This is a genomic window from Pseudomonas sp. P108 (assembly GCF_032613195.1).
Taxonomy (GTDB): Bacteria; Pseudomonadota; Gammaproteobacteria; order Pseudomonadales; family Pseudomonadaceae; genus Aquipseudomonas.
Genome location: NZ_CP126691.1, coordinates 234,665 through 258,086, shown reverse-complemented (window position 1 = coordinate 258,086; position 23,422 = coordinate 234,665). Strand labels below are relative to the sequence as shown.

Annotated in this window: 19 protein-coding genes; 3 read left to right on the top strand and 16 right to left on the bottom strand. The window is 58.9% G+C overall.

Translation table 11 applies throughout. The annotated features are described in order from the left end of the window. Positions 1–60 precede the first annotated feature (60 nt). From QOM10_RS01100 to QOM10_RS01090, 3 genes are read right to left on the bottom strand one after another with little or no spacing between them, the layout of a single operon-like run. A complete protein-coding gene (locus tag QOM10_RS01100; protein WP_316917438.1) occupies positions 61–3,114 on the bottom strand; it encodes an efflux RND transporter permease subunit in 3,054 nt (1,017 codons plus the stop codon). Continuing rightward, positions 3,111–4,175, bottom strand: coding sequence for an efflux RND transporter periplasmic adaptor subunit (locus QOM10_RS01095; protein WP_127925420.1), 1,065 nt, complete (start codon positions 4,173–4,175; stop codon positions 3,111–3,113). The genes QOM10_RS01100 and QOM10_RS01095 overlap by 4 nt, the downstream gene beginning before the upstream one ends. Continuing rightward, on the bottom strand, positions 4,172–5,275 hold the full coding sequence (locus QOM10_RS01090; RefSeq protein WP_316917437.1) for an efflux RND transporter periplasmic adaptor subunit: 1,104 nt from the start codon (positions 5,273–5,275) through the stop codon (positions 4,172–4,174). Before QOM10_RS01090 ends, QOM10_RS01095 begins: the two co-directional genes overlap by 4 nt. Positions 5,276–5,476: 201 nt before the next feature. Here QOM10_RS01090 and QOM10_RS01085 point away from each other — a divergent pair, with 201 nt between their 5' ends. After that, the gene (locus tag QOM10_RS01085; RefSeq protein WP_150649909.1) at positions 5,477–6,673 is read left to right on the top strand and encodes an AAA family ATPase; all 1,197 of its coding nucleotides are present in this window, start codon (positions 5,477–5,479) and stop codon (positions 6,671–6,673) included. 323 nt (positions 6,674–6,996) lie between these two features. On the opposite strand, the gene QOM10_RS01080 is transcribed toward QOM10_RS01085, so the two are convergent. From QOM10_RS01080 to QOM10_RS01020, 13 genes are all read right to left on the bottom strand, one after another. Beyond that, a complete protein-coding gene (locus QOM10_RS01080) occupies positions 6,997–7,869 on the bottom strand; it encodes a transporter substrate-binding domain-containing protein (protein ID WP_316917436.1) in 873 nt (290 codons plus the stop codon). After that, positions 7,866–8,648 (bottom strand): amino acid ABC transporter ATP-binding protein, encoded by a 783-nt coding sequence (locus QOM10_RS01075; protein ID WP_316917435.1) that lies wholly within the window; start codon positions 8,646–8,648, stop codon positions 7,866–7,868. Before QOM10_RS01075 ends, QOM10_RS01080 begins: the two co-directional genes overlap by 4 nt. Beyond that, complete coding sequence (locus tag QOM10_RS01070) at positions 8,645–9,304, bottom strand: amino acid ABC transporter permease (RefSeq protein WP_007918714.1); 660 nt, start codon at positions 9,302–9,304, stop codon at positions 8,645–8,647. Before QOM10_RS01070 ends, QOM10_RS01075 begins: the two co-directional genes overlap by 4 nt. Continuing rightward, positions 9,285–9,950 (bottom strand): amino acid ABC transporter permease, encoded by a 666-nt coding sequence (locus QOM10_RS01065; protein WP_008083580.1) that lies wholly within the window; start codon positions 9,948–9,950, stop codon positions 9,285–9,287. The genes QOM10_RS01070 and QOM10_RS01065 overlap by 20 nt, the downstream gene beginning before the upstream one ends. 923 nt (positions 9,951–10,873) lie before the next feature. Then, positions 10,874–11,671, bottom strand: coding sequence for a MetQ/NlpA family ABC transporter substrate-binding protein (locus tag QOM10_RS01060; protein ID WP_127925415.1), 798 nt, complete (start codon positions 11,669–11,671; stop codon positions 10,874–10,876). Between the two features lie 166 nt (positions 11,672–11,837). Beyond that, positions 11,838–12,770 (bottom strand): sigma 54-interacting transcriptional regulator, encoded by a 933-nt coding sequence (locus QOM10_RS01055; RefSeq protein WP_150750231.1) that lies wholly within the window; start codon positions 12,768–12,770, stop codon positions 11,838–11,840. Positions 12,771–12,825: 55 nt separating this feature from the next. Next, a complete protein-coding gene (locus QOM10_RS01050; RefSeq protein ID WP_077570156.1) occupies positions 12,826–13,407 on the bottom strand; it encodes an alpha/beta hydrolase in 582 nt (193 codons plus the stop codon). 368 nt (positions 13,408–13,775) lie between these two features. Further along, positions 13,776–14,177 carry an ExbD/TolR family protein gene (locus tag QOM10_RS01045; RefSeq protein ID WP_003220570.1) on the bottom strand — a complete coding sequence of 134 codons (402 nt, stop codon included), beginning with the start codon at positions 14,175–14,177 and terminating at the stop codon, positions 13,776–13,778. Position 14,178: 1 nt separating this feature from the next. Next, entirely contained in the window at positions 14,179–14,904 is a 726-nt protein-coding gene (locus tag QOM10_RS01040) for a MotA/TolQ/ExbB proton channel family protein (RefSeq protein WP_127925413.1), read from the bottom strand. Positions 14,905–14,949: 45 nt separating this feature from the next. Then, positions 14,950–15,759 carry an energy transducer TonB gene (locus tag QOM10_RS01035; RefSeq protein WP_316917434.1) on the bottom strand — a complete coding sequence of 270 codons (810 nt, stop codon included), beginning with the start codon at positions 15,757–15,759 and terminating at the stop codon, positions 14,950–14,952. 384 nt (positions 15,760–16,143) lie between these two features. Further along, positions 16,144–16,470: a hypothetical protein gene (locus QOM10_RS01030; protein WP_127925411.1), complete on the bottom strand. Its 327-nt coding sequence runs from the start codon at positions 16,468–16,470 to the stop codon at positions 16,144–16,146. A gap of 190 nt (positions 16,471–16,660) precedes the next feature. Then, positions 16,661–18,004, bottom strand: coding sequence for an aryl-sulfate sulfotransferase (locus tag QOM10_RS01025; protein ID WP_316917433.1), 1,344 nt, complete (start codon positions 18,002–18,004; stop codon positions 16,661–16,663). A 23-nt stretch (positions 18,005–18,027) separates the two neighbouring features. Next, positions 18,028–20,388, bottom strand: coding sequence for a TonB-dependent receptor (locus tag QOM10_RS01020; RefSeq protein ID WP_316917432.1), 2,361 nt, complete (start codon positions 20,386–20,388; stop codon positions 18,028–18,030). A 165-nt stretch (positions 20,389–20,553) separates the two neighbouring features. Between QOM10_RS01020 and QOM10_RS01015 the strand changes: the two genes are divergently transcribed. Beyond that, complete coding sequence (locus QOM10_RS01015; RefSeq protein ID WP_127925408.1) at positions 20,554–21,498, top strand: LysR family transcriptional regulator; 945 nt, start codon at positions 20,554–20,556, stop codon at positions 21,496–21,498. A 190-nt stretch (positions 21,499–21,688) separates the two neighbouring features. Then, positions 21,689–23,305, top strand: a complete 1,617-nt coding sequence (locus tag QOM10_RS01010) for an alkaline phosphatase family protein (RefSeq protein ID WP_316917431.1) — start codon at positions 21,689–21,691, stop codon at positions 23,303–23,305. Positions 23,306–23,422: the final 117 nt, after the last annotated feature.

Sequence of the window (23,422 nt, the reverse complement as noted above, 5' to 3'; positions counted from 1 at the left end):
GACAACTCGGTCAACTGTGGGAGCGAGCCTGCTCGCGAATAGAGTGCGCAGCACTCGCTTTTAAGCGGCATCCTTTTGCGGCTCGCGAATCTTGTACCAGGCCACATACAGCGCCGGCAGGAACAACAACGTCAGCAACGTCGCCACCACGATCCCGCCAATCATCGCGTAGGCCATCGGCCCCCAGAACACTTCGCGGGCGATGGGGATCATGCCCATGCTCGCCGCCGCTGCGGTCAGCAGGATCGGCCGGCGTCGATGCTCGGTCGCCTCGACCACTGCATCCCACGGCGCATAGCCCTTCTTCTCGAACTCATCGACCTGCGTCACCAGAATCACCGAGTTGCGGATGATGATGCCGATCAGCGCCAAAATCCCCAGAATCGCCACGAAACCCATCGGCGTGCCGGTCGGCACCAGCGCCAACACCACGCCGATCAGCCCCAGCGGAGCGACACTCGCCACCAGGAACATCTTCTGCACGCTGTGCAACTGGATCATCAGGAACGTCGCCATCAAAAACAGCATCAACGGCAAGACCTTGGCGATCGGCCCCTGCGCCTTGCCGCTTTCCTCGACCGTACCGCCGGTGGCGACTTTGTAGCCCACTGGCAGTTTGTCAGCGAAGGCATCAATCGACGGCTTGAGCAGTTTCACCAGATCGGTCGGCTGGATCTCGTCGCGCACCGAAGCCTTGATGGTGATGGTCGGCAAGCGATCGCGACGCCACACCAGCGGCTGTTCCAGCTCATAGCGCACAGTGGCGAATGCCAGTAACGGAATCGATGTGCCGTTGGGCGTAACGATCTGCAGATTCTGCAGCGTTTCCGGCGTACCGCGCTCCGAATTCACCGCCCGGCCGACCACATTGATCAGGTAGATGTCGTCGTTGACCTGGGTCAGAGGCGCGCCACTGACAATACTGTTCATCAGGTTCGCCACGTCTTCGGAGGACAGCCCGAGCTGCCGTGCCTTGTCCTGGGCGATGTCGATGCGCAGGACTTTGCCCGGCTCGTTCCAGTCGTAAATGATCTCGCCGATGTGCGAATTCTTGTCCAGTTCGGTGGCCAGATCGATGGCGTGCTTGCGCACTTGATCGATGTCCTTGCCACTGACCCGGTACTGGATCGGCCGCCCCACCGGCGGGCCCATTTCCAGCGCCTGGACGTAACTGCCGATGCCGACGAAGTCCTTGTGCAAGCGCTCGCGCAGACGCTGACTCAGTGCCTCACGGGCCTCGAAGTCTTTGCTGACGATCACCAGTTGTGCGTAGTACGGGTTTTGCAATTGCTGGTCGAGCGGCAGATAGAAACGGATCGCGCCCTGACCGATGTAGGTGCTCCAGCGCACAATGTCCGGGTCGCCTTTGAGGGTTTCTTCCAGCTTGTCGACGGCCTTGCGTGTTTCGTCGATGGAGGCGTTCTGTGGCAGGTTCAGGTCGACGAGAATTTCCGGACGGTCCGATGCCGGGAAGAACTGGTTCTGCACAAAGCGCATGCAAAAAATCGACAGGGCAAACAGCAGCACGGTGATACCGATCGCCCACCAGCGATTGCGCATCGCCCACAACAGACCGCCATTGAACGCACGCCCGACGCGGCCCGGCTCGGCGTCATGGGGTTTCACGTTGGCGCTGAGAATGTGCACGCCGATCACCGGAGCGAAGAACACCGCGACAATCCACGACACAATCATGGCCACGGCAATCACCGCAAACAGCGTGTAGGTGTACTCACCGGCGGAACTGGCGTTGAGGCCGATGGGCACGAAACCGGCGACCGTCACCAGCGTCCCCGTTAGCATCGGGAACGCCGTTGAGGTGTACGCGTACGTCGCGGCCTCCTCCTTGCTCTCGCCCATTTCCAGGCGCGTGACCATCATCTCCACGGTGATCATCGCGTCGTCCACCAACAGGCCGAGGGCGATGATCAAGGCACCGAGAGAAATCCGCTGCATGGTGATGCCACTGTATTCCATGAACACAAACACCATCGCCAGCACCAGCGGAATCGAGCACGCCACCACCAGGCCGGCGCGCACGCCGAGGCTGATAAAACTCACCACCAGCACGATGATCACGGCTTCGAAAAGCGCGCTGGTAAAGCCGCCAACGGCCTCCTCCACCACCACCGCCTGATCGGACACGGTGTGTACACCCACGCCAACGGGCAAGTCTGCGGTCAGTTCATCGATGCGCTGGTGCAACGCCTTGCCGAACGCCTGAACGTTGCCGCCCTTCTGCATGGCAATCGCCAGACCGATGGCCGGTTTGCCGTCGAAGCGGAATTCCGGGGTAGCCGGATCGGTGTAACCGCGAGTGATGTCGGCGATGTCAGCCAGACGATAGAAACGGTCGTTGAGCTTGAGATTGACCTCGGCCAGGTCTTTTTCCGAGGCGAACTGCCCCGAAGTGCGCACGGAAATCCGCTCAGGGCCCGCCTCGATCACACCGGCCGGGGTCACGGCGTTCTGCGATTGCAGGCTCTGCACTACCTGACGCTGATCGATACCCAACGCCGCCAGTTTGCGGGTAGAGAAGTTCAGATAAATCACTTCGTCCTGCTGGCCGATCATTTCGATCTTGCCCAGCCCCGGTACATTGCGGATCTCGGCCCGCGCCTGTTCCACGTAATCGCGCAACTGGCGCATGGTCAGGCCGTCGGCGGTGAAGGCGTAGACCGAGCCGAACACATCACCGAACTCGTCGTTGAACCCGGGCCCTTGAATACCTTGGGGGAACTGCCCGCGAATGTCGTCGATCTTCTTGCGCACCTGGTACCAGATTTCCGGGATGTCCTTGGCGCTGGTGGTGTCGCGCAGGTACACGTACACCGTCGATTCACCGGGGCGCGTGTAACTTTTCACGTAGTCGAGGGAGTCGAGTTCTTCGAGTTTTTTCTCGATGCGGTCGGTGACCTGCGCGAGGGTTTCTTCCTGGGTCGCGCCCGGCCATTTGGTCTGGATCACCATGGTTTTGATGGTGAACGACGGGTCTTCTTCGCGGCCCAGATTGAAGTACGAAAACACGCCCATCAGCAACGCGACGAACATCAGGTACCAGACGAATGACTGATGCTTGAGGGCCCATTCGGAGAGGTTGAAAGAGCCTTTCATTGACTGTCCTCGTCAAGTTTTACCGATTGTCCGGGTTTGAGGCTGTTGACGCCGGCGCTGACCACGCGCTCGCCGTTCTTCACGCCGCCCGCGAGCACCACGCTGCTGTCGGTGCGGCTGATCACGCTGACGTCGCGAGGGCTGACGGTTTTGCTCTGGGTGTCGATGACCCAGATCCGTGGTTTGCCGTCGACCTCCTGCACAGCGGTAGCCGGCAATTCGATGCGCGGTTTGATCGCTGAACTGAGGGTTACGCTGATCGCCGTGCCGAGGCGGAAACCGTCCGGTGTCTCGGCCAGCGTCAGGCGTGCGCGACGAGTACGCGTGGCGCTTTGCGCCTGCGGCTCGATCTCGCGAAGGGTTGCCGTGGTGTTGATGCTCGGGTCGAGTTGCCCGGCCACCAGAAACACCACGTCGGAGGGAATCTGATCGACCAGGGTGTCGGGCAGATCGATCACCGCTTCCTTGATGTCCGGTTGCGCCAGAGTCACGACCTGCTGGCCCGCCGTCACCACTTGCCCGGCTTCGGCGTTCCACGCGGTGACCACGGCTTTATGGTCGGAACGCAGTTCGGTGTAGCCGAGCTGGTCCTTGCTTTGATTGACCGCCGCCCGAGCCTGGTCCAGCGAGGCCTGGGTGGTTTTCAAGTCCGTGGTGGCGATGTCCAGTTGTGCCTGCGCCCCTACGCCACGATCGAACAGTGCCTGCTGACGGCGGGCATTGGCCTGAGCATTGATCAGTTGCGCCTGAACCTTGGCCAGGTCGCCCTGGGCCGAACGCAATTGGTTTTGCTGATCAGATGGATCGAGGGTGGCGAGCAGCGTGCCCTTTTGCACTTCGGTTCCGACATCGACGTTGCGGCTGGCGATGCGGCCACCGACGCGGAAACCGGTGTTGCTTTCATAACGCGCCTGGATGCTGCCGGCGAACCGCCCGAGGCTTTCCTCGCTCAACGCCTGAACCTTGACCGATAACACCGGACGTACCGGCTCCGGAGGTGGCTCGCTTTTCGAGCACGCCGCCAGCAACACACCCACGGATAACAGTCCCAGACGCTTCATGGCTGCGCTCCCGGCTGCAGATCCTTGTAGGTGTTTTCAGCGATTTCGACTTTCATGCCGGGATGCAACAACTGCCCACCGGCCACAATGACTTTCTCACCGCCCTTGAGGCCTTCGCTGATGATGACCTTGCCGATCAGGTAGCGGCCGACGGTCACGTTGTGCAACTGCGCTTCACCTTTATCGTCGACCATCCACACCGCCGGATCACTGATGTTTTTGGTCAGCGCCGACCATGGCAATTCGACTGCCGACTTGCCGCTGCCCTTGGCCGTGGCGCTGACCACCGAGCCCAGCTGCATCCCTTGTGGCAGGCTGTCGAGGCTGACTTTGACTTGCACCGTGCCGGACTGCGCCGACACCGCCGGGGTGATTTCACGCACCGTGCCGGTGGTTTTGATGGCAGGGTTATCGAGCAGGCTGACGACGATCGAGGGATCCGCAGGACGCTCGGCCAGCAGCGATTCGTAGACGTTGAACACCGCGTCACGGTCGCCGTCGCGGGCCAACGAAAAAATCGGCGCCGTGGCCTGCACGACCTGGCCGACTTCGGCTTGGCGCTCGGTGATCACCCCCGGGGCATCAGCGATCAGTGCGGTGTAGCTCAACTGGTCCTTCGCATTAGCCAATTGCGCCTGCGCCGCGCTCAAGGCGCTCTGGCTGCTGCGCAACGCGGCTTGGGCGGAATCGTATTCGCTCTGGCTGGTGTAGCCCTTGGGCAGGAGTTTTTGCTGGCGCACGAAGGCGGCCGCACTTTGTTTCACACGGGCTTGTTCAGCGACGACCTGGGCTTGAGCCGAATCCACGTTAGTCTGCAAATCCTTGGGGTCGAGCTTGGCCAGCACCTGTTTGGCCGTGACCCTGTCACCGACGTCGACCATACGCTGGATGATCTTGCCGCCGACGCGGAACGACAATTCGGTCTGCACGCGCGCCTGCACGTCACCGGTCAATGTCACCGAAACCGCGTAATCCGTGGGTTTCACTTCCTGTACGAAGACCCTGGGCAGGTATTCCTCAGGAGCTTTTTTCTCGCCGCATGCGGTCACCAAAGTGAACAGACTCAGCATGACCGCTGTTTTCAAACCGGGACTCGCCATGCAGACTCCTTCCTGTGTACGAACGTGCAAGTGACGATACGACTGTGAGCTTAGAACAGGGTTCAACGTTCGCCCGTTCGTCCCCCATGTTTTCCTGTAGGAGCTGCCGCAGGCTGCGATCTTTTGATCTTTTAAAAACAACATCAAAAGATCGCAGCCTGCGGCAGCTCCTACAATAGGCGTCTCAAGAGAAGGAATTCCATGCTTAACACTCTGGCAGTGGCCAATTACCGTTCGATCAACAAACTGGTGATCCCGCTCGGCCGGCTGAACCTGATCACCGGCCCCAACGGCAGCGGCAAGTCCAACCTCTACCGGGCCTTGCGCCTGCTGGCGGAAACCGCTCAGGGCGGCGTAGTCAATGCGCTGGCCCGTGAGGGTGGGCTGGAGTCGACCTTCTGGGCCGGGCCGGAAACCATCAGCCGGCGCATGCGTAACGGCGAGGTGCCGATCCAGTCGACGGTGCGCCAAGGTGTGAAGCGCCTGCGTCTGGGATTTGCCGGGGAGGATTTCAGTTATTCGATCAGCCTCGGCCTGCCCGATTCCAACGGGCACTTCATGTTGCCCGAACATTCACGGCCGATCCCCTCGCGGTTCAGCCTCGACCCGCAGATCAAGCGCGAATGCATCTGGGCCGGCGCGCTTTACCGTCCCGCCAGCCTGCTGGTGGATCGCGACGGCCCGATGATCCGCGCACGCAACGAGCGCCAATGGGACGTGCTGGCGCAACACACGCCGAATTTCGACAGTTTGTTTGATCAGGTCGGTAGCCTGCGCAGCTCGCCGGAAGTGTTTCAGATGCGCGAGTTCATTCGCCGCTGGCGCTTTTACGATCACTTTCGTAGCGATGCCGATGCGCCCGTACGCCAACCGCAATTGGGCACGCGCACGCCAGTGCTGCATCACGATGGGCGGGATTTGGCGGCAGCTTTGCAGACCATCATCGAGATTGGTGACGGCGACGCCATGCGTGCGGCGATTACTGATGCGTTTCCTGGCGCTCGGGTGCATATCGAAGCACAGGCCGGTGGCAGGTTTGCAGTCGAGTTTTATCAGGAAGGTTTGTTGCGGCCGTTATCGGCGGCGGAGCTGTCGGACGGGACGTTGCGCTATCTGCTGCTCGTCGCGGCATTACTGACGCCACGGCCACCGTCATTGATGGTACTGAACGAACCGGAAACCAGTTTGCACCCGGATCTGTTGCCAGCGTTGGCGCGGTTGATTATCCGTGCCTCGGAGCAGTGTCAGGTGTGGGTGGTGTCGCATGCGCGGCGGTTGATTTCGGCGTTGCAGGAAGATCCGGAGTGCAACTGCATTGTGCTGGAGAAGACACTGGGGCAGACCGGGATTGTCGGGCAGCGGGTGCTGGATGAGCCGGCGTGGAACTGGCCGGATTGAGCGTTCAAGCCAAAAGCCCCTCACCCTAGCCCTCTCCCAGAGGGAGAGGGGACTGACCGAGTTGTTCTTTCGAACTACGCCGACATGAAAGTCTCGAGTTGAACTCAGGTTTTGAAAAGCCCAGAGATCGGTTCCCTCTCTACGGGGAGAGGGGCCTGACCGCAGATGTTCGGGAATTACGCCGACCTGAAAATGCTGTTGTGAATCCATAATCGACTCGGTTTTTCAGGTCGATGTATGACGCAGGACACCTCGGTCGGCTCCCTCTCCTTCGGGAGAGGGCTGGGGTGAGGGGCAGGCCTCACCACCGATTCAACAGGCAATCACCCCTGCCACTTGCCACCCTCGACAATCACGCTCTCAGGCTTGGTGTCATCACTCAGCTCTTTACGCACATATTGGTCGTACAGCTTGAGCAGATATTTCTCCTCACCCAGTTTGGCCAGCTCAGTATTCACCCAGTCGCGCAGCTCGATATTGCCCTTCTTCACCGCCGGCGCAATCGGCGCTTCGGCACCGAGCTTTTCATCGAGCACGCGATAGCCCGGGTTCTGCTTGGCCCAGCTGAACAACACCAGGTTGTCCTGTGCATAAGCATCGCCACGACCGTTGGCCAAAGCTTGCAGCGATTCGGAGTTTTTCTCGAATTTCAGCAGTTTCCAGTCCGGATGATTCTTGGTCAGCCAGATATCAGCGGTGGTGCCAGTGGTGACGATGGTGGTGCGGGTTGCCAGATCATCGAGTTTTTTCACCGAGCTGCTTTGCGGCACCAACGCCTGCACCGCGACCTTGAGGTTTGGGTTGGTGAACTCCACCGCTTCCTTGCGCTCAGGCGTGACGGTCATGTTGGCGAGGATCAGGTCGACCTTGTCGCTTTGCAGAAATGGAATGCGGCTCGCGGGTTCAACGGCAACGAACTCGACCTTGTTTTCATCGCCGAGCAGATCCTTGGCGAAACGCCGACCGATGTCGGTATCGAAGCCGACGTAGCGCCCGGCCTCATCGACAAAACCGAATGGCGGTTTATCGGTAAAAACACCAACGATCAGTTTGTCGCGAGCCTTGATCTTGTCCAGGTAACCGGCCGGCGCGGCACTCTCGCTGGCGACTTTTGGCTTCGGCGGTTCTTCGGTTTTGCTGCAACCGGCAAGCAACGCGAGGCTCAGCAAGGGCAGTAAAAAAGCGGCAGTTTTCATAACAGTTCCAGTTCCTTTGTCGGATTCGTTTCTGGCAGTGTTGCAACGAAGGAGAACTTCTCCAGAAACTGCTGCGCGCGTGCGGTTTGCGGGTTCATAAAGAAAATCTCGGGCGGGGTCTGTTCAAGGATGCGCCCGGCATCCATGAACACGATGCGATCGGCCACCGCGCGGGCGAAGGCCATTTCATGAGTAACGATCAACAGGGTCATGCCTTCGCGGGCCAGGCCCTGAATGACCTGCAAAACTTCCTTGACCATCTCCGGGTCGAGGGCGGCGGTGACTTCGTCGAAGAGCATCACCCGTGGGTTCATGCACAGCGAACGGACGATGGCGATGCGTTGCTGCTGACCGCCGGACAGCTGACGCGGGAAGGCGTCGCGCTTGTCGGCCAGACCCACGCGTTCGAGCAAAGCTTCGGCTTGTTGTTGCGCTTCGCGGCGCTGACGCTTCTGCACTTTGAGCGGGCCGAGCAGCAGGTTGTCGAGCACGCTCATGTGCGGAAACAGGTGATAACTCTGGAACACCATACCGATCTGCTGACGGATCTCGCGCCAGTCAGTGGCCTTGTCCAGCAGCTCACGGCCGAGAAATTTCAGGCTGCCGCTGTGGGCTTCTTCCAGACCATTGAGGCAACGCAGCAAGGTGCTTTTGCCGCAGCCGCTGGGGCCGAGGATAACGATCACTTCGCCGCTCTGCACTTGCAGGTCGATGCCGTTGAGCACTTGCTGCTCGCCATAGAATTTGTTGAAACCGTGAAACTCGATCAATGCGCTCATGCTTGCGTCCAGCGCCGCTCCAGCACGCGCGAGGCGGCCGAGAGCGGGTAGCAGATGAAAAAGAAAAACAGGAACAACGCGCCGTAGATCAGCACCGATTCGTAGGTGCGCTCGATAATCTGCTGGCCGACCTTGATCACATCGACCACTCCGATCAGCACCGCCAGCGAACTGGTTTTGATGATTCGCGTGTAGACGTTGATGGTCGGTGGCGTCATGCGCTTCAGCGCTTGTGGCAGCAGCACGTAGCCGTAGAGTTGCGCGGCGTTCAGACCGATCGACAGCCCCGCTTCACGCTGCCCGCGCGGTAACGAATGCAGCGCACCGCGCGCCACTTCGCCGACCTCGCTGGCGCCCCACAACGACAGCACCAGCACCGCGCACCAGAAACTCGGAATGCTCAGACCAAAGAAAATCGGCAGACCGAAGAACAACAAATACAGCCAGACCAGCACCGGGATCGCCCGGAACAGCTCCAGATACACCCGCAGGATCGCGTTCAGCCACGTCACGTTGAGCGTTCGCAGCACACCGTAGAGCACGCCGCCAACGGTGCTGATGGCGATGCTCAGAAACGAGATCGACAGGGTTTGCCCGGCGCCTTTGGCCAGTTGCGGCAACGACACCCAGAGCAGTTCAAGACCCGAACTGGCCATGCTGGAGCCTCCTTTCCAGACGGCTGAGCAACAGCGACAGCGGCAAGAACAACAGCACGCAGATCAGTGTCAGCACGGCGAGCATTTCGTAGGTTTTGTAATAAAGCGCGATGTAGCTCTTGGTGGTGTAGAGAATTTCCGGCACCGCCACCGCCGAAACCACGGTGGTTTCCTTGAGCAGGAAAATGAAATTGGCGAACAGCGACGGCAGGCTGAGGATCCCCGCTTGCGGCAGGATCACGTAGCGCAGCAACTGGCCGTGGGACAGGCCGATGGAACGCCCCGATTCCAGTTGCGCCTGCGGCACCGCGTCGACGCCGGCGCGCAGCACTTCAGTCAGATAGGCGCCGCCGAGGAAAGTCATGGTGATGATCGCGGCGGTGAAACCGGACACCTGAATCCCTACTGCCGGCAAAGCGAAGTAGACGAAAAATAACTGGATCAGCAGCGGCGTGTTGCGCGCAAGCTCCACGTACAGGCCCACGAGTTTTTGCAGGTAAGGCGTGCGGAACACCAGAATCGTCGCGTTGAGCAGTGCCACCAACAACGAGGTGCCAATGGCGATAAAACCGACCTGCAGCGTCACGCCCACGGCTTTGAGAAATGCCGGCAGGGTGCTGAGGATAAAAGCGTAATCAAAGGTCATGAAGCGTCCTGGACGCCGCTCGGTAAGCGACGGTGATGCAGTCCATGGGCAGCGGATGGCTGTCCGGCAGACATCGACTTTATAGGTATAAAAACAAGAATTTAAATACCGTTAAAGCATATTGATATCACCCAAAAAACTATCTTGTGGGTTTGCCGGGAAGGAATAAGAAGGCTATTTTCCTTTGCGCTGTAGGACGGATCTTTTTTTCACGAAAGCCCTCCAAGGATGAACAGCTTTTGGCCAGACTCCCCCGGCCAAACCCATAACAAGGAAGAAAACATGGACGTAAAAGTGCCGCAGCGACTGGATCCGCAGGAAATTGTGAAATTGTTGGTGGCGTTGAGGCGGGCGCTGAAAGCCACAGCGTAAATCAAAAGCCCCTCACCCCAGCCCTCTCCCGGAGGGAGAGGGAGCCGACCGAGGTGTCTTGCGTCATACATCGACCTGAAAGACCGAGTCGATTATGGATTCGGCAGAGATCTTTCACATCGGCGTACCTCTACGACATCCCCCCGATCAGTCCCCTCTCCCTCCAGGAGAGGGAGCCTACCGAGGTGTCTTACGTCAAACATCGACCTGAAAGATCGAGTCGATTATGGATTCAGCAGAGATCTTTCACGTCGGCGTACCTCTACAGCATCCCCCGATCAGTCCCCTCTCCCTCTGGGAGAGGGAGCCTACCGAGGTGTCTTACGTCAAACATCGACCTGAAAGATCGAGTCGATTATGGATTCAGCAGAAATCTTTCACGTCGGCGTACTTCTACAGCATCCCCCGATCAGTCCCCTCTCCCTCTGGGCGGTCCGACGTTTCGGGAGGGTCAGGGTGAGGGGCTTTTCCAACGCACACACAAAAACGCCGATGCCCATCACTGGCCATCGGCGTTTTCACACCTTGAAGGGGTTCACTCAAGCGTCAGATCAGAACGCCGGCAGTACCGCGCCGTTGTACTTCTTCTCGATGAACGCTTTGACTTCCGGGCTGGTCAGGGCTTTGGCCAGTTTCTGGATCGCGTCGCTGTTCTTGTTGTCCTCACGGGCCACCAGGAAGTTTACGTACGGCGAGTCAGCGCCTTCAATCACCAGCGCATCTTTCTGCGGGTTCAACTTGGCTTCCAGCGCGTAGTTGGTGTTGATCATGTCCAGATCAACTTCCTTCAGAACGCGTGGCAGCAGGGCCGATTCCAGTTCCTTGAACTTGAAGTTGTGCGGGTTCTTGGCGATGTCTTTCGGCGTTGCCAGGGCGTTTTTCGGATCTTTCAGCTCGATCAGGCCAGCCTTCTGCAGCAGGATCAGAGCGCGGCCGCTGTTGCTGCCTTCGTTCGGGATGGCGATAGTGGCGCCGTCCGGCAGTTCAGCCAGGGTCTTGTATTTGCTCGAGTAGCCGCCGAACGGTTCAACGTGCACGCCCTGCACGGTCACCAGGTACTTGGACTTGTCGTCCTTGTATTTGCCCAGGTTGAAGCTGTTCAGGTACGGCAGGGTCTGGAAGTAGTTGGCGTCCAGACGCTTCTCGCCAACCTGTACGTTCGGTTGAATGTAGTCGGTGAAGACTTTGATTTCCAGATCCACGCCTTCTTTGGCCAGGGTCGGCTTGATCAGCTCGAGGATTTCAGCGTGCGGCACCGGGGTCGCGGCAACCACCAGTTTCTCACCGGCATTGGCCAGGGAAGCAGTCAGAGCAGCCGCCAATGCGGTAAACAACAGAACCTTTTTCATGCAGTGTCCTTATCGAAAATCACGGTCGTCATCGACGACGGCATTAATACGTGTGCCAGTGAAGTGATATCGCTGGCGTGGGTCGGACAATACCGGGATTTTTTATTCCCGGACAATAACGTTTATTCAGCTTCATATTCCATTTTGTTCATGTTGAACGAAACGATTACAACGCCGCACTCAGACGAATCAGCAAATCTTTCAATGCCTTACGTTCATCGACGCTGCCGCCGATGTTGATTTGTGCAACCAGTCGCTCGATCTGAAGCTGCGGCCCAGACACCTCGGGCAGATTCAGGTGCTCCGGCAGAATCTCGTCACCGGTACTCACCAACAAGGCGAAGTGAATGACGTTTTCCAGCTCGCGGGTGTTGCCCGGCCAGCTGTGTTGTTCGAGCACGTGTTGCGCTGCTTCGCTGATCAGCGGCACCGGTAGATCCAGACGCTGGCTATAAATGCCGAGGAAATACTCGGCCAACGAAAGAATGTCGCCAATACGCGCGCGCAAGGCGGGCAGTGCCAGTTGCCCTTCGCTCAAGTAGTGATAGAGCCGCTCATGAAATTTGCCAGCGTCCACTGCTTGCGCCAGATCGATGCTGGTCGCCGCGACCAGGCGCACATCCACCGGACTCGGTTGATGTGCACCGACACGGGTGACTTCGTGGTTCTCCAGGGCGGCGAGCAATTTGATCTGGATCGGCAGCGGCAAATCGCCGATTTCATCGAGGTACAGCGTGCCGCCGTTGGCCGAACCGAACCAGCCTGCACGGCTGCTGGCCGAGCCGCTGTAACTGCCGGCGGCATAGCCGAACAGTTCGGCATCAGCGTAGGTCGGGCTGATCGCACCGCAATTGACCGAAACGAACAGCCCGCTGCGGTCGCTGGCGCGATGGATATGCCGGGCAAGCAATTCTTTACCGGTGCCGGTCTCGCCACGGATCAGTACCGAGGTCGAACGCGGCGCCAACTGCTCCAGTTCTTCGCGCAACTGACGCGAGCGCGGGTCGACAAAAACCAGCGCCTTGGCGCGAATGCTCAGGGGGCTTTTTTCAGCATCGGGAAAGGTCAGCAACGGCTGACCGAAGGTTTCGAAACTCATGGCAGACTCCCGCCCAAAACCGCCGGGAGACGGGGGCGTTCAAAGAAAAAAGAAATCAGGCGCGCCGACGGGCGTGGTGTTCCATGCGGTTTTGCAGGCGATAGAGATAGGCAAAACCCTGCTCCCAACGCTGATGCCCGGACTTGACGTTGATGTGTCCGGCCCCGGCGAGAATCCCCGCCTCGGCACCCCAGTTGCGCGCCAGTTCCAGAGCGCGCGGTGCGCTGACGGCGGCGTCGTTGTCGGAGCTGACGACCTGGCTTGGGAACGGCAGCAGATCAGTCGGAATCGGTGCGAAGTTACGCAGCGCCGGCGCGCAGGCCGGGCGCTCGACATCGGCCGGTGCGACCAGCAAGGCGCCGCGCACCTGACGCAGGTATTGCAGCGGCGCAGTGGCTGCCCAATGGGCAACCGTGACGCAGCCCAGGCTGTGGGCGATAAGGATCACCGGCGTGCTGTCGGCGGCAATCGCCTCGGCCAGTGCCGCGACCCAGTCTTCACGACGCGGCGTCAGCCAATCGGCCTGCTCGACCCGCGCGCTATTCGGCAGGCTGTTCTGCCAGTGGCTTTGCCAATGATCTTCTGGCGATCCTTGCCAGCCCGGCACAATCAGGTAGCGGATTGATTCGTTGCGCATGGGGAGCTCTCCTGCGTCGTGTCTGTTCCTGAACGAGTATAGGGAGGGGATTTATATTCGTTAAGGAATAAGAAGCTATTTATTAAGATCTGAATTGAATATGAGATTTATGCATGGCTTGAAATCTTTTTCCCCCTCACCCCAGCCCTCTCCCCCAAGGGGGCGAGGGGGAAAGGGAGCCGATCAACTAGCCTTTCCAATCCGGAGTTCGACTGGATATTTCAGGTCGGCGTACCTTGAAAAATCACCACGGTCGGTCCCCTCTCCCTCTGGGAGAGGGTTAGGGTGAGGGGCTTTTCTCCCCCGCCAGAAATAAAAAAAGGGCCGCACCCTGCCAAGGAGACGGCCCCGGAAAAACGTAAATCCTGTTACCGCGCAGTAATCACCGACAACTTGGTAATCCCCGCCCGCTCAATCGAAGCCATCGCTCGCGCCACTTCGCCGTAATTCACCCCGTCATCGGCCTGCAATTGCACGCGCACTTCCGGGTCCTTGGCCTTGGCCGACTTGAGGTTGAATTCCAGCAAGTCCGGTTGAATCTCATCCTTGTTGATAAACAGTTTGCCGGCACCATCAATGCTCACCACCAGCGGATCCTTCTGCTCGACCGGCGCCACCGCTTCGGTCTTCGGCAGGTTGATCGGGATCGCATTGGTCAGCAGCGGCGCGGTGACGATAAACACCACCAGCAGCACCAGCATCACATCCACCAGCGGGGTCACGTTGATCTCGCTGAGCACCTCGTCACTGTCTTGCGTGGAGAAGGCCATATCAGGACGCCTCCTTCACTTTTGCCGAATTGCCGGTTGCTGCAACCTTGTGCGCGGTCGGATGAATCAGCACACGGAACGCACTCTTCTGCGCCAGGCTGTAGAAGTCGTGGGCGAAGTCGTCCAGATCCGCCGCCGTCAGTTTCAACCGACGCAAAAAGTAGTTGTAAACCAGCACCGCCGGCACCGCGACGGCGATACCCACGCCCGTTGCGACCAGTGCCGCACCGATCGGGCCGGCCACCGTTTCCAGGCTCGCCGAACCGGCCGCGCTGATTCCCTTCAACGCTTCCATGATTCCCCACACCGTGCCGAACAAACCAATGAACGGCGACGTACTGCCAATACTTGCGACGACCGCCAGACCGGTTTCCAGCGAACGCCGTTCGCGAACGATCTGCTGACGCAAGGCGCGCTCCAGTCGATCCTGATGGTTGATCGCCTGGCTCAAATCATTGGCCTGCGGCGCCTCGCCCACCTGAATCGCCGCGTAACCGGCCTGTGCCACCCGCGCGGCTGCGCCGGGTTGGGTCTCGCTCAATTCAGCGGCGGAATCCAGACTCGACGCCGCCCAGAAACGTTTATGAAAACGCCGGTCCTGCGCCTTCAGACGCCCGAACTGCCAAGCCTTGAGCAATGCCAGCCCCCAAGTGGCGACGGAAAAAACCACCAGCAGCCAGATCACCGCGCTTTCGATGGATTCCAGTGGAGATGCCAGTAACGTCATGATGTATTCCCTCGTGTAAACGTTTCGCGCGAATTTGGTTTCGGTTTAATGAATCTTGAAATCGATGGGCACGCTGACCCAGCCGTCCTGGGCGACATCACCCTGCTTGGCCGGGACAAAACTCCAACGTTTCACGGCATTCAGCGCCGCGTCGTCGAGCTGTTGCCGGCCACTGCTTTTGGCTATCTGGATCTCGCCCGGTTTACCGCTGGCAAGCACATGTACGCGCAGCAACACCGTGCCCTCCCAACCGCGACGCTGGGCCAGCGACGGGTATTCCGGCGCCGGGTTTTTCAGGTACGCGGCATTCGCTGATGCCGGGGTTACCGGTGCCGGCGCGGGAGGCGCAGGTGGCGCTGGCGCTGCAACCGGAGCGGCCGGTTGTGGCGGTGCCGGTGGTTGCTCGACCGCTTTCGGGGCTGGTTTGGGTGCCTGTTTAACCACCGGTTTGGGTTTCGGAACGGGTTTGGGCGGCGGCGGTTTTACCGCCAGTTCGTCTTCCACTGGCGGTGGTGGTTCAACCACTGGCGCAGGTGGCGGCGGCTCGACAAACGGTGGCGCTGGCGGTGCCGGGCGCGAGAACTCGATAGTCATCGGCGGAATTTCCGGCGGCACGATCGGCAGCACCGGCGTCGGCTTCTGGCTGATCCAATAGATCACCGCGCCATGCACCACCAGCGCGAGCACGCCGAGCAGAATTGTTTCGCGCCGACTCAGAATGCCCTTGGGCGCACGCTGCAAACGCAACTGCCCCAACGGCACACGATGCGGCCGGCCGAGATCGACCAACTCGCCACCCGGCGTCTGACGCCACAGCAATTCCTCTGCGCTGGCGGCGGTCTGGACATTGCCCATTGATTCACTCCCTGCGGTCTTTTTGCGTTCTCTACAAAAACTGCCGATCAACCGTTTTGTTGAATCCCCCAACGGCGGATCGACGGGTGAATCATTGGGCTTGGCGCTTATCTCCGAAAGTAATCTTTAACGTTATGCATAGGTCATTATGGAATATGCGAATTGATCAATTCCGCCAAAGCCACGCGCCACGCGGGCTGCAGCGACAGGTGAAAAAGTGCATGCTTTTCAGGCATTAAAAGTATTCATGCAACGCATCAAATACGACTGACACGGTTTTGCAGGACGACTAATACCAAGTAGATAACTGATGATAATTTTTCCTGAATAACAAAAAAGGCCGGAGCACTTTCGTGCACCGGCCTTTTAAATTTTTAAACAAGACTACTGTTTAACGAATTCCCCGCCCAGGGTCACCACATCACCATCGAAGTTTGTACGGGAGCCGGCAGCGCGCAATTTTGCGTAGTTATGATCCGGCGAAAACAGTGCCCATGTCTGATAACCGCTATTACCATTCTGAGCAAGTACTGCAATGGTGGTTGGGTTACCGGTACTGTTCTGGAAATGGTAGTTTCCATAACGGATGTCGTAATTCACGCCACCCTGACTCAACGTTCCGCTGAACGAGCCGTTGGAATCATTACCATCGGTAATCACCAGCTTGGCGCCAGAGTTGGAATTGACATAAGTGCCATTAATGCTCGACATGATTCGATTTCCTTTATCGTTGGGATAAGTGTCTTCCGATGAGAGCAAGTTTCCTCCTGGAAACTCACGACAGTCAGGATGGTTGGACATTCAATTATTGTCCACGCAGGCAACTAACTAAATTGCAATATGCACTGTTCAACCCGGTCATAACTTATCGCCGTTCGTTCGAGCACTAATTCCAATTCAGCTAACGACTGGCATTGGTTTGCTGCACACCGACAATCGGGGCATTAACCGCCGTCTCGGAGCGTGGCGTGCCCGTTGGCACCCAGTTATAACTCACAGGCAGCGCCCGATACACCCAGTTGCTGATCGCGTCGCTGCCCGGCGCTTTGCCGAGATAGGGGCTGACGTATTCCCAGACGTTTTCACCGCTGCTCGTCACCTGAAAAAACCGCCCGTTCATGCCTTCGTCGATCAGCGTGTTGCCGTTGGGCAAGCGCCGCGCACTGCTGATAAACGAACTGTAGAACGCCCAACCCGGCTGCTTCGAATTCGCCGCGCTGTACTGCCAGACGATTTCGTTTTTCACCGGGTCGATTTCCAATACCCGCGAACCGGAAATCAGCCCGAGGGTGACGTTCGGATAACCCGCCGAACCCTGGTTATCGAACACCAGCACGTTACCGGCACCGGGCAATCCGGCCGGAATGATGTGCGCATCATGCTGGCCGACAAACTGATCCACCGGACGCGGTAGTTTCTGTGCAGTCTTCGGGTTGATCAGCGGCAAATTCGGTCCGAGACGCCAGACCACTTTGCCGCTGCTCTTATCGATGATCGCGATGAAGTTGGCGTTGCGTGAATCAATCAGCAGGTTGTCCGGATTGAAGCGCTTGTCACCGGCATCGAACCATTTGTTCGGCCCGACCAGACTGAGGTTGTTGATGTGCAGGTAATCCGGATTTTCACTGGCACGCACCAGTTTCAACTGCTCGGCGGTGAAGCCGAATTCATTGAGATGTTCGGAGGCCAGCCACTGCCATTTCACCGCGCCGTCGGGACTGACTTCATAGATTGCATCGTCGATCACCTCAGGGACTTTGAAGCCTTTGACCTTGTGCACCTTGTTCGCCAGCACCACGGTGTTGCCGTTGCTCAAACGGCGCTGATCATGGTGCTGTTGCGCCGCTCCACCGGGCGCCTTGTCGCCCCACTGCCAGACGACTTTGCCATTCCAGTCCAGCTCGCCGACGCTCTGATTGCCCAGACCATTGCCGGCCGAACCGAGTTTGCCGGGATCCTTTTCACTCAGTTGCAGCAGCACGTGACCGCGCTCGCCGCCGACCAGTTTTGGATCGATGATCGCTGACGGGAAACCTGCCTGCGGCCAGGTTTTCACCTCGTTACCGTTCATGTCGATCAGGTGTGTCTGTTTGTCGGCGCCGCTGAAAATCACGTACTGGTTGAACGCCTTGTTCGGGTCGTAACGAGTGACGCCCGTCGGGTAAACACTCGGTGCGGCGAAGGCGCCGGCACTGAGCACTGCGCCGGACAGCAACACCGGCAAAGCGGTTTTGATACGCAACATGATGCAGCTCCTTGAGTGACGAATCAGAAGTCGTAGCGACCGGTGACGCCCAACGTGCGCGGCGTGCCGAGCAAGCCTTCATAGCCGCCGTTGCCGCCCGTCCACAGGGTTGTGTAATAGGTTTTGTCGAAGGCGTTTTTCAGCCACAGCGACACGTCCCACTGGCCCTGGTTGAAGTCACCGCGCAGGCCGGTGGAGAAGTTGACCACGGCGTAACTCGGGATCTGCCCGTAGTCGGAATCCTCGACCGTACCGACGGCTTTGGAGCGGAATGCGTAGCTGGCGGTGACGTAAGGTTCGAAGCCGTTGTCCAGATTCCATTTGTATTCGCCGTTGGCGTTGCCGATCCATTTCGAGGCGCCGACCACTTGATGGCCGCTAAGGTCGCAAGACGCTGGAGCCCCCGGCGCCTGGCTGACTTCCGGCGGGCACGGGGCATCTTTGTACGAGAGATAGCTGACGTCGTTGTAGGAGCCGTTGATGTTCAGGGTCAGGCCGCGCAGCGGAATCACCGTGCTTTCGAACTCGACCCCGCGCGAACGCACGGAACCGGCGTTGGTCAGGTACTGCACGCGATTTTCCGCATCGTAGGCGTTGGTCTGGTAAGCGTTGACCTGCGTCCAGAACACGTTGGCGTTGAGTTGCAGACGGTGATCCCACAGCGTGCTTTTGAAACCCAGTTCGGCGTTGTTCGCACGTTCGGTGCCGATCAGCAACGAATCGGCGCCGGCCACCGGTGCGGAACCGACGGCGAGGTTGACCCCGCCGGATTTCTCGCCGTGGGACAGCGTGGCGTAACCGAGCACATCATCGGTGATGCGATAGCTGAGGTTGAGCAACCCGGAAGGACTGGAGCTGTACTGATTCAAGTCGCCGGAATCGTAAGCGCCGGCACGCCCGCGTCGCGCCGTGGCCGCCGCCCCCGTGACCGTCGCGCCGCCGACCGGGGCATCGCGCGTGACCCAAGCGGATTTTTCTTCATAAGTGCCACGCACCCCGGCGGTGAAATCCAGCCGCTCGGTGAGGTGCCATGTGCCCTGGGCGAACAGCGCAAAGCTGTCGGTCTTGATATGACCGTTGCCAACACTGGTGACGTTGGCCAGCGCACCGGCCGGCGTGCCATTCCAGATATCGGCTTGCGGGCCGTAATAGGCAAAGGATTTATTGTCCAGATCCGAGCCGAAGTAGTAGGCGCCGACGACGTAATCGAAGAACTCGCCCTTGGGCGAGGCCAGGCGAAATTCCTGCGAATACTGTTTGTCCTCCACTGACACCCCGGCGTTGTAGCTCGCCGGCACGTTGAGACCATCGTCGTTACGCGGGGTGAAATTCCAGAAGCGATAGGAGCTGATTGAGGTCAGCGTGAAGTCGCTCGGCAGCGTCCAGTTGGCCTCCACCGAGGTGCCACCCTGATGCACGGTGACATGCTGGTCGTTGTCCAGATTAACCTTGCGGTGCGAGCCGTTGACCAATGTTGCCCCGGCCGCGTTGGCGCGCGACTGGTACAGGTTGACGCCGTTGATGGTCGGCCCGGTGTTGTAGAGCACACGGGTGCCGGCGCTGGAATCCTCTTCGTTGTAGTCGCCGATCCAGCGCAGGTTGAAATCTTCATTGGGCTTGAACAGCAGTTGCGCGCGGAAGCCCTCGCGCGAGCCGCCATTCAAATCATGGCCGTCGTATTCGTTTTTGATGTCGCCGTCACTGCGCGTGCGGTACGCCGAAAAACGCCCGGCCAGTTGATCGTTGAGCGGGCCGGAAATGGTGCCCTTGGTCTGGAAATAACCGTCCTCGCCCACCGAGGTTTCGATGCTGCGCTCAGGGGTGAAGGTTGGCGCGCGCGTGCTGATGTTGATCACCCCGGCGGTGGTGTTTTTGCCGAACAGCGTGCCCTGTGGACCACGCAAGACTTCGAGCTGTTCGATGTCCATCAAGTCAAACACCGCCATCCCCGGACGGCCCAGATAGACGTTGTCGATGTACAGACCAACGCTGCCTTCAAGACCATCGCTCGCAGGGTTGTTGCCAAGGCCTCGGATCGACACGCTGGATTGGCGTGCGTGCATGTAGGCGACGTTGACGCTGGGCACTAATTGCTGCAAATCCTGAATCCGGTAGACCCGTTGCGTCTCCAGATTCTGCCCGCTGACCACGCTCATTGGCGTCGGTACGTCCTGCGAACTTTCTTCGCGGCGGCGGGTGGTGACGGTCACGGTTTCGAGTTGCGAACTGTTGGCGGCAGGCTTGCCGGCCGGCACTGGCGCCGGGGTTTCAGAATCGGCGGCGTAGCCGTGAGTCCAGCTCGCGCTCCCTGCCAGCAACAGGGCCAGAGGCAGGCGTTTGAGCCGTCGTGGCGTTAAGGGTGACGCAAGGTTCAACGGACTCATGGCGCGGCTCCTGGTCAAAAAACACACAGACATCTTCAGCGCTGCATATTCTTTTAAGTTATTTATTTATGTATTTACAGATATTTACTGCATAAGAGATTGCCTTTATAAGGAGTCGACCTAATGCATATCCAATGCATTTCCCGGATATTTTTTATGTGAAAAATGCATATCGACTTGCGCCAACTTCGTCACTTCATCGCCCTGGCTGAACAACGCAGCTTCGTCGCCGGCGCGCAGGCGGTGAATCTGTCGCAGTCAGCGTTCAGCCGCAGCATTCAGGCGCTGGAACACAGTGTCGGCTGTCAGTTGGTTGATCGCGGGCGCAAGGAATTACCGCCGACCAAACAGGGCCAGGTGCTGCTCGAACACGCGCGGCGACTGGTCAGCGGCGCGCAGCAGATGGCCAACGAGATCAGCCAGTTCAATGGCCTGGAGGCGGGGGAATTGCGCTTCGGTTGTGGGCCGGCGCCGGCAGCGGGTTTGATCCCTCGGGCGATTGGCAGCTTCATCGGGCGCTATCCGAAAGCGCGGGTGCAGTTTCAGGTGGATGATTGGCAGAGTCTGAGCAAGCGACTGATGAGCGAGGAATTCGAGTTCTTTGTCGCGGACACACGCTACTTCGAGGCGGATCCGGATTATCTGACGCACCGGTTGCGGCCGCGTAAATGGCATTTCTGTTGCCGTGCGGGGCATCCGCTGGCGGCTTTCGATAAGGTCAGCGCCGAGCAGTTGATGAGCTATCCACTGGCGGTGAGCATTCGTCCGCCGAACTTGCGAAAAGTCATTGTCGATCTCAGTGGACGGCCGGATTTCACCCCGAATGTCGAGTGTGAAAACAGCTCCAGCCTGCTCAGCGTGGTGCTGCGCTCGGATGCAATCGGGATTGTCGGGGCGTATTCCGATGCGCTGCATCAAGCCAAGGGAGAGTTGGTGTGTTTGCGCATTGAAGGATTGGCCGATGATCTTGAGGAGTTGTACACCCGCTATGGGATTGTCAGCCGCGCGGGGTATCGGTTGTCGCCGTTGGCCGAGGCGATGATTGAGCAGATCAAGACGATTGATGCGGTGGATGAGGAGGTCTGTTCACTGGACGGACTCGCTGTCTGATCTACCGCTATCGCGAGCAGGCTCACTCCTACATTTGAAATGCGCTCACCTGTAGGAGTGAGCCTGCTCGCGATGGCGTCAGTGCAGGCACCGATGCATTTCCTGCATAAAACCCATTCTCCAAATGCACTTGCCGAACACCCTCACGCCTAGCGAAATACCTCGCCTGTCCCATAGACCGGTGAACCCCATGCCCACCCCGCCAAACCCCGTGCGCAACGTGCTGTACATCATGTGCGACCAACTGCGCCGCGATTACCTGTCCTGCTACGGCCATCCGCATTTGCACACCCCAAACATCGATCGACTCGCTGCTGCCGGCGTACGTTTCAGCCGCGCCTACACACAAGGCACGATCTGCGGCCCGTCGCGGATGTCGGCTTATACCGGGCGCTATGTGAGCAGCCATCAAGTCGCGTGGAACGCCGTGCCGTTGCCGCTGGAAGAACTGACCATCGGCGACTATCTGCGCCCGCACGGCATTCGTACTGCACTAGTCGGCAAGACCCACGCGACGGCGAATGTCGATGCCTTGCAACGTCTGGCGATCAATCCCGATAGCGAACAAGCCGAAATCCTCAACGAAGTCGGCTTCGAACCCTACATGCGCCACGACGGCATCTACCCCGACGACCCGCTGTTCGACGACAAACGTGAATCCGCACCCTACACCCATTACCTGCGCGAACACGGTTTCGACGGCAAAAACCCCTGGCACGACTGGGCCAACGCCGCCGAAGGCGAAAACGGTGAAATCCTCAGCGGCTGGCAAATGCGTCATGCGAATTTGCCAGCACGAATTCCCGAGCAACACTCAGAGACTGTCTACACTACAAATCGAGCCATCGACTTCATCACCGAGCAAGGCGAGAAATCGTGGTGTTTACATCTCTCCTATATCAAACCGCACTGGCCCTACATCGTACCAGCGCCGTACCACGCCTTGTACAGTACGAAATCGATTCTCGAAGCGGTCCGCGCGACGCCCTCCGAAGCCAGCAAACACCCCGTATACACTGCTTTTCGCCAGCATGAGGAAAGCCTCAACTTTTCCCGCGATTCAGTACGATTGACTGTAATCCCTACGTACATGGGCCTGATCAAGCAGGTGGATGATCAACTCGGACGGCTGTTCGATTTTCTGCAAAGCAACGGACGCTGGGATGACACGCTGATCGTGTTTACCAGCGATCACGGCGACTTCCTCGGCGATCACTGGTTAGGCGAGAAGGAGTTTTTGCTGGAGCAGGCGGTGGGGGTGCCGTTGATCGTGCGCGACCCTCGGGTGGCGGCAGATGTCACGCGCGGAACGGTGGATGATCGGCTGGCGGAAACCATTGATGCGTTGCCGACGTTTCTTCAGGCACTGGGATTGCCGGGGGCAGAGCATCGGCTTGAAGGGCGTTCCTTGATCCCGCTTCTACACGGTGAAAATCCGGACTGGCGCCGCTATGCAATCAGCGAATACGACTATGCCTTTCAAGCGCCGGCGCGGGAGCGTCTGGGTCAGCCGATCGACCGTTGCCGGATGACCATGGTGCGCAGCGAGCGCTGGAAATACCTGGCTTACGACGGTTTTCGACCGCAGTTGTTTGATCTGTTGAATGATCCGCAGGAGCTGCGTGATCTGGGGGATGACCCGGCGTATACGGCGGTGCGCGAAGAGCATGCGGGGTATTTGTTTGAGTGGGTGCGGGGGTTGAAGCGGCGCACCACGATCAGTCATCAGGAGATCGATTGGCGCGGGCAGCGGTTTCGTTATGGTGAGCCGGAAGCCGAGAAGGTTGTTCAGATTGGGGTTTGGTAGCTTTAAGAGCCCCTCACCCTAACCCTCTCCCAGAGGGAGAGGGGACTGACCGAGTTGTTTTTTAGCTATACGCCGACCTGAAATATCAAGGTTGAACTCAGGCTCGAAAAGCCCCCA

Bases quoted from the DNA above. Each gene is read 5' to 3' on its own strand.
- QOM10_RS01100 (WP_316917438.1), bottom strand. From the start codon at position 3,114: ATGAAAGGCTCTTTCAACCTCTCCGAATGGGCCCTCAAGCATCAGTCA.
- QOM10_RS01095 (WP_127925420.1), bottom strand. From the start codon at position 4,175: ATGAAGCGTCTGGGACTGTTATCCGTGGGTGTGTTGCTGGCGGCGTGC.
- QOM10_RS01090 (WP_316917437.1), bottom strand. From the start codon at position 5,275: ATGGCGAGTCCCGGTTTGAAAACAGCGGTCATGCTGAGTCTGTTCACT.
- QOM10_RS01085 (WP_150649909.1), top strand. From the start codon at position 5,477: ATGCTTAACACTCTGGCAGTGGCCAATTACCGTTCGATCAACAAACTG.
- QOM10_RS01080 (WP_316917436.1), bottom strand. From the start codon at position 7,869: ATGAAAACTGCCGCTTTTTTACTGCCCTTGCTGAGCCTCGCGTTGCTT.
- QOM10_RS01075 (WP_316917435.1), bottom strand. From the start codon at position 8,648: ATGAGCGCATTGATCGAGTTTCACGGTTTCAACAAATTCTATGGCGAG.
- QOM10_RS01070 (WP_007918714.1), bottom strand. From the start codon at position 9,304: ATGGCCAGTTCGGGTCTTGAACTGCTCTGGGTGTCGTTGCCGCAACTG.
- QOM10_RS01065 (WP_008083580.1), bottom strand. From the start codon at position 9,950: ATGACCTTTGATTACGCTTTTATCCTCAGCACCCTGCCGGCATTTCTC.
- QOM10_RS01060 (WP_127925415.1), bottom strand. From the start codon at position 11,671: ATGAAAAAGGTTCTGTTGTTTACCGCATTGGCGGCTGCTCTGACTGCT.
- QOM10_RS01055 (WP_150750231.1), bottom strand. From the start codon at position 12,770: ATGAGTTTCGAAACCTTCGGTCAGCCGTTGCTGACCTTTCCCGATGCT.
- QOM10_RS01050 (WP_077570156.1), bottom strand. From the start codon at position 13,407: ATGCGCAACGAATCAATCCGCTACCTGATTGTGCCGGGCTGGCAAGGA.
- QOM10_RS01045 (WP_003220570.1), bottom strand. From the start codon at position 14,177: ATGGCCTTCTCCACGCAAGACAGTGACGAGGTGCTCAGCGAGATCAAC.
- QOM10_RS01040 (WP_127925413.1), bottom strand. From the start codon at position 14,904: ATGACGTTACTGGCATCTCCACTGGAATCCATCGAAAGCGCGGTGATC.
- QOM10_RS01035 (WP_316917434.1), bottom strand. From the start codon at position 15,759: ATGGGCAATGTCCAGACCGCCGCCAGCGCAGAGGAATTGCTGTGGCGT.
- QOM10_RS01030 (WP_127925411.1), bottom strand. From the start codon at position 16,470: ATGTCGAGCATTAATGGCACTTATGTCAATTCCAACTCTGGCGCCAAG.
- QOM10_RS01025 (WP_316917433.1), bottom strand. From the start codon at position 18,004: ATGTTGCGTATCAAAACCGCTTTGCCGGTGTTGCTGTCCGGCGCAGTG.
- QOM10_RS01020 (WP_316917432.1), bottom strand. From the start codon at position 20,388: ATGAGTCCGTTGAACCTTGCGTCACCCTTAACGCCACGACGGCTCAAA.
- QOM10_RS01015 (WP_127925408.1), top strand. From the start codon at position 20,554: ATGCATATCGACTTGCGCCAACTTCGTCACTTCATCGCCCTGGCTGAA.
- QOM10_RS01010 (WP_316917431.1), top strand. From the start codon at position 21,689: ATGCCCACCCCGCCAAACCCCGTGCGCAACGTGCTGTACATCATGTGC.